Annotated in this window: 9 protein-coding genes; 6 read left to right on the forward strand and 3 right to left on the reverse strand. The window is 69.1% G+C overall.

The window, feature by feature from the left end:
• The first annotated feature begins 145 nt into the window (after positions 1–145).
• Positions 146–1,570: a vanadium-dependent haloperoxidase gene (locus tag ACWD0A_RS29315; protein ID WP_451302925.1), complete on the forward strand. Its 1,425-nt coding sequence runs from the start codon at positions 146–148 to the stop codon at positions 1,568–1,570.
• Between the two features lie 1,112 nt (positions 1,571–2,682).
• Here ACWD0A_RS29315 and ACWD0A_RS29320 read toward each other — a convergent pair.
• Positions 2,683–2,898 (reverse strand): hypothetical protein, encoded by a 216-nt coding sequence (locus tag ACWD0A_RS29320; protein WP_451302927.1) that lies wholly within the window; start codon positions 2,896–2,898, stop codon positions 2,683–2,685.
• 303 nt (positions 2,899–3,201) lie between these two features.
• The gene (locus ACWD0A_RS29325; protein ID WP_451302929.1) at positions 3,202–3,354 is read right to left on the reverse strand and encodes a hypothetical protein; all 153 of its coding nucleotides are present in this window, start codon (positions 3,352–3,354) and stop codon (positions 3,202–3,204) included.
• Positions 3,355–3,681: 327 nt separating this feature from the next.
• On the opposite strand from ACWD0A_RS29325, the gene tap reads away from it, so the two are divergent.
• Positions 3,682–5,745 carry a telomere-associated protein Tap gene (gene tap / locus ACWD0A_RS29330; RefSeq protein WP_451302931.1) on the forward strand — a complete coding sequence of 688 codons (2,064 nt, stop codon included), beginning with the start codon at positions 3,682–3,684 and terminating at the stop codon, positions 5,743–5,745.
• A gap of 4 nt (positions 5,746–5,749) precedes the next feature.
• Positions 5,750–6,304, forward strand: a complete 555-nt coding sequence (gene tpg, locus ACWD0A_RS29335) for a telomere-protecting terminal protein Tpg (RefSeq protein WP_451302933.1) — start codon at positions 5,750–5,752, stop codon at positions 6,302–6,304.
• On the opposite strand, the gene ACWD0A_RS29340 is transcribed toward tpg, so the two are convergent.
• Positions 6,301–6,870, reverse strand: coding sequence for a DUF4145 domain-containing protein (locus ACWD0A_RS29340; RefSeq protein WP_451302935.1), 570 nt, complete (start codon positions 6,868–6,870; stop codon positions 6,301–6,303). The genes tpg and ACWD0A_RS29340 overlap by 4 nt on opposite strands.
• Positions 6,871–6,886: 16 nt before the next feature.
• Here ACWD0A_RS29340 and ACWD0A_RS29345 point away from each other — a divergent pair, with 16 nt between their 5' ends.
• The 3 genes from ACWD0A_RS29345 (at position 6,887) to ACWD0A_RS29355 (ending at position 8,962) form a co-directional block, all read left to right on the forward strand.
• The gene (locus ACWD0A_RS29345; protein ID WP_451302937.1) at positions 6,887–7,171 is read left to right on the forward strand and encodes a hypothetical protein; all 285 of its coding nucleotides are present in this window, start codon (positions 6,887–6,889) and stop codon (positions 7,169–7,171) included.
• A gap of 112 nt (positions 7,172–7,283) precedes the next feature.
• Positions 7,284–7,445 (forward strand): hypothetical protein, encoded by a 162-nt coding sequence (locus ACWD0A_RS29350; RefSeq protein WP_451302939.1) that lies wholly within the window; start codon positions 7,284–7,286, stop codon positions 7,443–7,445.
• A 470-nt stretch (positions 7,446–7,915) separates the two neighbouring features.
• Complete coding sequence (locus ACWD0A_RS29355; protein ID WP_451302941.1) at positions 7,916–8,962, forward strand: YaaC family protein; 1,047 nt, start codon at positions 7,916–7,918, stop codon at positions 8,960–8,962.
• The last annotated feature ends 577 nt before the right edge of the window (positions 8,963–9,539 follow it).

The following is a 9,539-nucleotide window of genomic DNA, read 5'->3' on the forward strand; positions in this document are numbered from 1 at the left end:
CTCCCGCCAACTGCCTCGGCCGACAACTAGCTTCATCTGCAGGGCGGCGGTCGACGCACACACCGGCAGCAGCCTCCCCATCCACCCTGCACACGCCGACAGGCGCGCGGGTGCGCCCTCACGCAGATCTTGGAAAGGAACCGGTATGCCCAAGTCCAGCGGCTCCCGTCGCCACGGAAGGAACGCCCTGATAGCGGCGATCGTCCTCGGCGGCCTCGCTGCCCTCGTCCCGGGCCACGCGGCTGCCACCGACGATGCGCGACCGCCCGGCTACGACCACATCAACCCGGTCGAGTCCGTCCCCACCGCGGTCGCCAACAAGAAGGGCCCCGACCACGTCCTGTTCTGGGAGCGGGCCATGCTCCAGGCCACCCGCGAGGCGGGCGGCATCGCCGGCCCGATCACCCGCGGCGGCGCCCTGCTGAACATCTCCGTCTACGACACCGTCAACTCCATCTACCCGGTCGGCAAGCCCTACCTCAGCCGCTCCAGCGAGCTGTACGGCCGCTACGGCGCGCTCGACCCGGCGATCGACTACGCCGCCTACACCGCCCTGAAGGAGGCGTTCCCCACCGTCAACCTGGACGACGACCTCGCCGCGGCCCTTGCGCTTCCCACCTCCGCCACTGCCAGGGACCGAGAACTCGGCAAGAGCCAGGGAACGAAGATCGCCAAGGCGCTGATCAATCACAGAGCCAACGACGGCTCGGCGGACACCACCCCGTACGTGCCGAACCTGGCACCCGGCCACTGGCGTCCGACCACTCCGGGCGTGCCCGCCGGAGGCCCCAACTGGGGCAAGGTCAAGCCCTGGGTACTCGCCTCCTCCGACCAGTTCCGCCCGGCCAAGCCCGGCGGCCACGAGACCCCCGAGGCCCTGCTGTCCAGCGACATCTACGCCGACGCCCTGAACGAGGTGAAGACCCTCGGCAGTGCCAACTCCACCGTACGCACCGCCGACCAGACCCAGATCGCCCGGTTCTGGGCCAACGACGTCAACGGCAGCTACAAGCCGACCGGCCAGCAGTACGACCACACCCTGGTCGTCCTGAACAAGTACAAGCCCAACGCCAGCTCCTTCTACACCGGCAAGCTCTTCGGTGTCCTGTCCATCGCCCTCGCCGACGCAGCCATCGTCGCCTGGGACGCCAAGTGGAACACCAACTTCGACCTCTGGCGCCCGCAGAGCGCCGTCCAGAACGCCGACAACGACTACAACGCCAAGACCGTCGGTGACCCCAACTGGCTGCCTACGTCCAAGGACGCCAACGGCGTGCACTTCTCACCGCCGTTCGCGGCCTACCAGTCCGGACATTCCACCTTCGGCGCGACCTGGGCCGGGATCATGAAGAACTGGTTCGGGACCGACACCATGCCCTACGAGGGCACCACTGACGACCCGAACGCCCGCGGCGTCACCCGGCACGTCAGCTCCTTCAGCTCCGCCGCCGCCGAGAACGCCATCAGCCGCGTCTACAACGGCGTGCACTTCCGGTTCGACACCGTCGCTGGTGTGAATGGCGGTCAGAAGGTCTCCGCCTACGTCTGGAACGCCCGCCCGCTGGGCTGATCCGCCGTACGTACACGTCCACCCCCGCCATCGCGCCGGCGGGGGTGGACCTCGTGGTCCCGCACCTCCGACGTTCACAGCAACCCGTCGCCCGTGGCTCGGCACCCGGCCGACCCACCCGCATCGACGCGAACGGCACCCAGGCGGCGCAGTCGGCATACGACACGGCCGCCCCGGCGCCATGAACAGCGAAACCAGAGCCATCGCCCGCCTGCGCCACTCCGTCTCCCTTCGAGGCTCTGACAGAGAGACCATCCCCCGAAAGTGGCCCACCAGATACGGAACCCCGGGGCTCACCCGCCAGTTCGCCAACCCACCCGAACCCCCGGCCCTGTGGGAAGACCGGGCAAGGCCGGCTTCACGTACCGGTCCAGCGCGTAACCGCCTGGACCGGTGCGAGGAGGGGCCGTCGCTGCTGCTGAGGTGCGGTTCCTCCGAGCGCTTCGTGGAAAGCGGACAGCAGATCATCGATGCGGCGAGCCGGCTTCTTCGAAGGCGGCTGCTTGCGCACCAACGTGCAACGAGACGCCGGCACGGCACGTGCGGTGGTGCCTCGAATTCGAACCGGTGATCCGGGCCTCCTGCCGTCGGTGTCTGACTCGCAGTAAACCGGCCACAGAGTGCGTTTCTGGCCGGAATGCAGAAGGAGCCCTTGCTGCTGCAAGGCCTCGCGGTACGGAGCCCGACAGGTGTCGGCGCTCGCCGGTCGGAGGTAATGGCGAAAGTCGTTGAACCGGCTCGCCGCTGCGGGCGGTTTGCATCCGAAGGGCTGCCCTCCCCTCAGGTCCGACAGCGCAGGCGGTCGGTTGGACCCTGGCCGACGGAACGGCACCCGTGCCCAGGCGCTGCGGTGCAAGCATGGCGCCGTCGTGGAGGCTTGGGGCGGGGAGGACCCGGTACATGTGGGTGGCGGAGGAGTTCGAGGAGCAGCATGCCGGGTATGCGGGCGCGGTGCTGGCCGACGGCAGTGAGCCGCGCCCGGTGTATCTGGATCTGGGCAGTGGATCGTCGATGCAGAGCACCCGTGAGTGGTGGGCCTACACCGGCCGCTTCGGGCGGCCGAAGGCGGCCGGCATCCGCGGCGCGTGCGCCTGCGGCTGGCGCGGCCCCCACTATCCGATCGACTGGCACGTCTCACCGACGAGGACGACCTGGACGATGCGGACCTGTCCGGCCCCTACCGGGACTGGGCGGCCCACATCGCCACCGTCGAACAGCAGACAGTCCCGCTGCCCGCGGACATCACCGACCTGATCGACCTTCTCCACACCCGCCTGGGCACGCTCGCGGACGACCACCCGGCCGCGGCCCTGCGCGCCGTGGGCCACTCGAGCGCCTGGCCCGCGACGCCGGCCGCACTGCCGCGTACCGGATCGACCCGAGCGCAGATCACTGGGCGGACGAGCTCTCCCGCCATCTCGGCACCACCCCGGACCGCGTCCGATCCCGTGTCCAGCGGCACCTCCTCGGTCCGTGACCTGGCTGTTGCGTGGTCATCCGTGCCCCGTTGCCCTGGTGGGCACAACGGGGGCAACGGTCCGGAGCGGCTGACGCGGGGTGCTGTCGTGCGTCGCGCGTGCGGTTCTACCGGAACCGCCGTTGACGCCCCGTTGGTCGCCGGCGGGGTCCAACTATGCGGTGGTCTCCTCGTCCGGGCCGTCGTCGCGCTGGTCACGGAGCTTTTTCGCTGTCAAGCCGCCGAGCGCGAGCAGCAGACCGGCGGTGAGGCTTCCGAGGAACTCGGGAACGGACTCACGAAGGACATCGAAGACGACGTCGTACACGGGCAGGCCGGCGCGCGAAACGAGGCCCCAGCGCGCCGTGCTCCTTCGAGTAACCGGGCAGGGGTGGTTGCACCCGGGGCCTCTTGGGTGCGTGGACGGTCGCAGCCACCCGGAGCGCCGGCGAAAGCCTGGGCTCGCATGAAGTGGCTGCCCCAGTTGGCCGGACCGGCGCTCATTCTGCTCCCGCGACGGGAGTTGGCGAAGGCGGACGTATCTTCCTCCGCGTATGTCAAGAAGATCCCCACGTGCGCCCAGCAGTGAGCCAGGTAAAAATTGAGGTTAAATACAGGGCTAAATCTGTGGTAGTGTCTGGGGTGGAGGTGGAGCATGCCGACCGAGGAAGAGCTGTTCGCGGCGGTGGATTCGCTGCTGGAGGACCAGCCGCAGTTGCCGCCGCCCGCTGAGCGGGCCCGGCTGCGTGAGGCCGCCGGCATCACGCAGGCCCGTTTGGCGACCGCGCTCAAGTCGACGACGCAGACGGTGAAGAACTGGGAGAGCGGCCGTTCGGAGCCGCGGCCGCCGCGTCTGCAGGCGTATTTGCGGCTGCTGGAGGGCTGGGCGGCGAAGTACCCGCCCGAGCCGGCGCCGGAGACGTTCACCAGCCCTGCAACGCAGCCGGCCGAACCGGTCGCCCCCGCACCCGCTCCAGTGGCGGAGGCGGCGCCCGCGGCCAGGCCGTCGACGTCGCGCCGTCCGGCGGCGAAGAAGGCCGTCGCGAAGCCGGTCGCCGTCGACCCGCGCTTCCCCCACGGTCCGCTCGCCGTCCTGGACGGCGACGGCCAGGCCTATGGCGCCGGCGGGATCGTCCTGGACTGCCCGGCCACCACGATGGTGCAGCTGGTCGACTGGACGCTCACCGAGTCCGGCCTCGGAGCGCCGAAGCTGAACCGCAACGGCAAGGACGCCGACCCGCTGATCGTTCTCACCGCCGCGGCCGCCGTGAAGCTCGGGCTGCCCGAGTGCCTGGAGGGCCCCGAGGCCCGCCGCTCACTGCGGCTGCCGGAGGACCATGTGGTCGTCAAGCAGCTCACCCGCACGAAATGGAAGCTGACCCAGCGCGGCTTCGGCCCCTGGGCACGCATCTACCGCCCTGCCAAGGGCAACCAGCGCCGGTGCGTGCAACTGGCGATCCTGTCGTGGGACGCGCTCGATACCCGGGCCTGGCCCGGCGCCGACCAGCTGCCGCCGGCCGAACTCGCCCGCGCCCTCGCCGTCTACGCCCAGCGGGTCATCACCCCGCGCGGCTCCACCGCCGTGTCCGGCCTGGAGCTGATGACCGCGCTGCGCCCGCCGACCCGGGCGGTGAAGAACGAGACCACCGGCGAGTGGGTGTCCGGGCACAACCCCGGCTCTTTGGGCGCCGAGCCGGTCGACCCGGCCCCTCCCGAGGCCACCACCGAGCACCCGGTCGCCCAGGGCTGGACCGGCGGCTTCCTCGACGAGGAGGCCTACCAGTGGGTGCGCGATCCCCAACTGCTGTCCGATGAGGAGTGCCTGCGGCCGTTCGCGATCGGCCTGGACATCAACACCGCCTTCCTCGCCGCCGCGGCCCGCCTCGTGGTCGGCCTCTCCGGCCCCGAGCACGTCCAGCGACCTGTGTTCGACAAGAAGATCCCCGGCTCCTGGCTGGTCGACCTCTCGCACATCGAGCTGGACCCGCGCCTGCCGTCGCCGTTCACCCCGTCCGGCCAGCGCCCCACAGGACCTGCCTGGTATCAGACGCACACCGTCGCCTACGCGGCGGAGCTCGGCTACGACGTCGAGCCGGTCGAGGGCTTCCTGCGGCGCGAGACGGGGGCGTACCTGGACCCGTGGCACGACCGGCTCAAGACCGCCTACGTCGACACGATGGCCGACCTCGGCGTCACGAAGGACCTGGACGACCACCGGTTCCTGGCCGCGATGGAGCAGCACAAGCAGGTCGACCCCCCCCTGGCCGCGGTCCTCGCGGCGATCAAGGCGACGGTGAAGGGCGGCATCGGCAAGCTCCGCGAACGCCCGCAGGGACGGCACTACCGCGACGGCGAACGCTGGCCGGCCCTCGAGCGCCCGACCTGGCGGCCGGACATCCGCGCAGCGGTCATCTCCAAGGCCCGGGTCAACATGCACCGCAAGATGCTCAACACCGCGAAGGCGACCGGACAGTACCCGCTCGCCGTCCTCTCCGACTGCGTCGTCTACGCCAGCCCCGGCCCCTCCCCGCTCGACTTCCTGCCCCGCACGCCGGACGGCAAGCCGCTGCCCGGATCCTTCCGCCTCGGCCCCACCCCGGGCCTGGCGAAGCTCGAAGGCGTGGCGGAGATGGCCTGGGCGGTCGACCTGATGGAGAAGGGCCTCAACCCGGCCCGCCACATCAAGGGCGGCGACGCCGTCCTGGACGAAGGAGAGTGACCCGGTGGGGGACATCGACGACGCCCTGGAGCGCGCGGACCAGGAAGCGTTCACCCGCGAACCGCCCAAGGGCCTGCAGGCCCGCATCAACTTCCTGATCAAGCAGCTCAAGACTGCCAAGGCCGTCGCCCAGGAACTGGGCGTCACCGCCGACTCGGTCAACCGCTACCGGCGCGGCGCCCGCAAGCACCCGCCCAAGGAGATCGCCGACCGGATCGACGCCGCCGTCCGCGCCCGCTGGCAACCCCAGGTCCGCAAGCGCCGCCGCCGGCAGGCCGCCTCCACCACCGGCATCACCGTGGAAACCCGTGCCCGCTTCGGCTACACCGCCCCGATCGGCACCACCGACGACGGCCGCATGCGCCGACTGACCGTCCACCTCCCCCCGGAGTACGCCAGCCGCCTCTTCGACGCCCAGCAGCAAGGCTTCAGCGACCAGCAACTGCGGACCATCGTCGCCGAAGGACTCCAGGAAATCTACTTCAAAGACGGCGGACGCCGCGCCGACGACCTCGAAGTGGAATTCACGGACATCGACTACTTCGACGTTTCCTTCTAGCTTCTTTGCGCAGCACGGTTCCGGTCTCGCCGGTCTTTGCGGGCGGCACGCATAGCCGCCCGCTCTTCCGGCTGCACGTAGACGACGGTGACCGCTTCCTCGATCAGGAGGGCGACGTCCGCGACTTCTTCGCTCGAGAACGCGAGACCGTCGTGGAGGCTCCAGTTGCCCAGCAGCCGAGCCTCGTGCAGGTCGGCCACGATCTCGTCTGGTACTCCTCGCGAGGCGAGATCGTCGATCCTCTCGACGAGGTTGCGCCCCGTTGCCTGCTTGTCGGCGCACAGCTCCTCGACGGCCGCCCGGTACATCCCGGCTGCCGCCCGAAAGGCACCCACGGCCTCGCACTGGGCTCCCTCGCGGAATAAGCCCCGCATCTTGTCAGGAGCCGCTCGGTGAAGTTCGCGGGGCATCTGACGAGGGTGCATCAGTTCTACGCTGCGGACCTTCACCTTCTTCAGTTCCTCAGAAGTCGGGGGATCGGACCAGCCGCTCATGTCAGGACCCCAGTACGCGAACAGGACGCACGTCTTCTCGCATGACTGGCACTCCAGCACGTATTCGTCCACTTTCCATCGCTCTGGCTTGTCCTCCGACGAAACGCGGCCCGGGCCGACGGAGACGCCTGCGCCAGAGGCGTTCTTCCAGGCCTTCAGCGCCGGATTGGCGAGCTGCTGTACCGCAGAGCGGCAGCTGCAGTCCGCGCTCACCCAGGCAGCCTCCTGGCGCGCCGAGCCGGTCGCCGACATCGGCGAATGGGCCGGCGGCCGCGTCGACGACCCGGACGACGACTTCGCCTGCCGCTACATGTACGCGTTCTGGCGACTCGTCGCCCAAGGCGTCACCACCACCCAAGCCCCTGCCCACTGAGCGCTCTGGCCGCCGTACGGCGGGGCAGCCGCACGATCCCGCAGTCCGGGTGGTGCGCCTGGCACGCCAGATCCCGGCGCAACGCTCGACAGAGCTGGGAGAGGAGAAGCAGGTGCGGACCTATCACCACCGGTGGCCCGTACGGATGCACAAGGTCCGACAGTGGTACCCGTCCGCTCAGGAGCACCGCCTCATCTGGCGCGGCCCCTACATCAAGGGCCCCGCTGACGCGCCCCTCATGCTGGGCGAGAAGATTTACGTCGCTGATCACTGAGCGAGTGGACGCCGAGGTGACAGAGAAAGCCCATCGAACCGACGCGGACCGTTCCACCGCGGACTGACCGTGATCTGCGGCGTCACCGGCACACTCCGGCGGCCGCAGCTGCTCGTCCTCGGACGCTACGACCAGGATGGCCAGCTGCGCGCGGCCGGCCGAACCACGCCGCTGAAACCGGACGCCGCCCGCCAGCTTGCCGACCACCTCACCGCCGCCGACCCCAACCACCCGTGGACCGGACCGGCCCACGATTCACCGCCCCCTGGGGTAGCCAAGAGCTCCTCGATCCGATCCTCGAGGTCCCGGAGCTGATCGCGGAGATCAGCGCCGACACAGCCATCCATCGGGGGCGCCTGGCGCCCCCCGCTGCCCCGGCCAGAGACTGGGGCAAGCCGACGGTCAGCCCACTGCCCGTGCGTGCAGAAATCCCCCGCGCGGGCTGCTCGGAGCCGGGTAGCGTCCCTGTCATGCACAGCGATCTCGGCACCGATCAGGCGTGGGAGCGGCTGCGGGCCAGCCGCTCGAACCCGCCAGGCAAAGCAGCCGATCCCGGCGCCCGCCGCAAGACCTACGCGGCCGCCCTGGAACAGACCGGCCAGATGTTCCGGGCCGCCGCTGTCGTGGACCCGGCCACACGCCCGTTGCAAGTCTTCTACGGGCTCAGCCAGGCCGGGCGCGCCATCGCGGCCGCAGCTTTGTCACTCAAAAGCCAGGACTGGCGCCTGGAATCCCACGGCATCAAGACCACGGGGTTCCACCTGCCATTCCGCGACATCGAGATCCGTACCGACCCGCCTGGCACCCAGGGCAGCTTCGTACGAGTCAGCGAAGCGCTCGACTCCCCGGTGTGGGGCACGGACCCGATACGTCTGGAGGACGTCTGGGACCTGCTGCCGCCGAACCACGACTACCCGCTCAGCATCCGGGACCGGCTCACGCCGCTGTTCACGGACGAGCGAAGCGTCGGCGACCACGAGCACAGCCTGCTGAGCGTCCCCGTGTGCGGCATCCCCGACCGGGTCATCGACGCCGGAACCCGTGAAGCGCTCGCCGACTTCTTCGCCGCGTACCCGGCCGTCGCCCAGCACAAGAGCTACGTCACCACCCGCGCCCTCAGTCTCGGCCCCGAGGCGCCCCCGGAGTACAGCCGCTACGACCACGGCGGCGGTGAACTGGTGGTCAACTGGGAGATGCCCAAAGGGTCGGCGACCGGAGCAGAGCGCCGGGAGCACCTGCAGGCCATGACACGCCGCTATGCGGGGGCCTGCTACTTCCTGCCTGTCCTCTCCCCGATGAAGCGGGAGCTGCACCCCCTGATGGCGTGGTGGGCCGTCCTCTACACCTTGTCCATGCTCGCCCGCTACCAGCCCGCCACCTGGGTCAAGCTCATCAGCGTCGACGACAGTCCGCACGCGGTCCCGATCGAACGGCTCCTGGAACGCGCGATCAGCCACCTTCCCGTCCTGATCGCGGACACCATCGCTGAGGTAACACCCAATTCAGGGCTCTCCTGACCAGGGCAAGCCTTCCGTCGGAGGCGTGGGCAAGCCCAAGGTGACCCTGGGCAAGCTCTGCTGGCGGAGGTCCACGACAAAAGGCCGTCCTACAGGGTGGTTTACCGGGCACACTGGTCGCCGTGATCCCACCAGACGTTCGAGGGCTGGAGCAGCTTGAAGGCGCTCTCCTGGTGCGACGTCTCACACTGATGTCACCAAGATTTCTCATTTAGATGTCATCGACCATTGCTGGCCACAGCGGCAAATGCGTGACATGAAGTGAGAATTTCTAGTGACAGCAAGTGAGAACTTCCAGCGCGTCGGGGTGAGATGGCTATAGGGGAAGGTGCTCTGATCTGGGATTGTGACCGGACGGCGGTTCCACCGTCGCCTGCTCAGGCAGAATCCTCGTGATCTGTTCTCTGTTGCGGTTCTGTGAGAACACGCGGAGAGACCCCCACGCATGTGGGGAGGACACCTTGTCCAAACCGGACAGGTAAAGGTTGCGTCCTGAGAGGTGGTGTACGGGCTCCCACCTGATCCGGGCGTTTGTCCTGGCGTCGGAGTGAGTGTCCGGATACAAGAACGGCCACCG

The organism is Streptomyces sp. NPDC002867, from assembly GCF_053591895.1.

Coding starts and splice junctions, on each gene's coding strand:
- tap (WP_451302931.1), top strand. CDS start 3,682: ATGCCGACCGAGGAAGAGCTGTTCGCGGCGGTGGATTCGCTGCTGGAG.
- ACWD0A_RS29355 (WP_451302941.1), top strand. CDS start 7,916: ATGCACAGCGATCTCGGCACCGATCAGGCGTGGGAGCGGCTGCGGGCC.
- ACWD0A_RS29315 (WP_451302925.1), top strand. CDS start 146: ATGCCCAAGTCCAGCGGCTCCCGTCGCCACGGAAGGAACGCCCTGATA.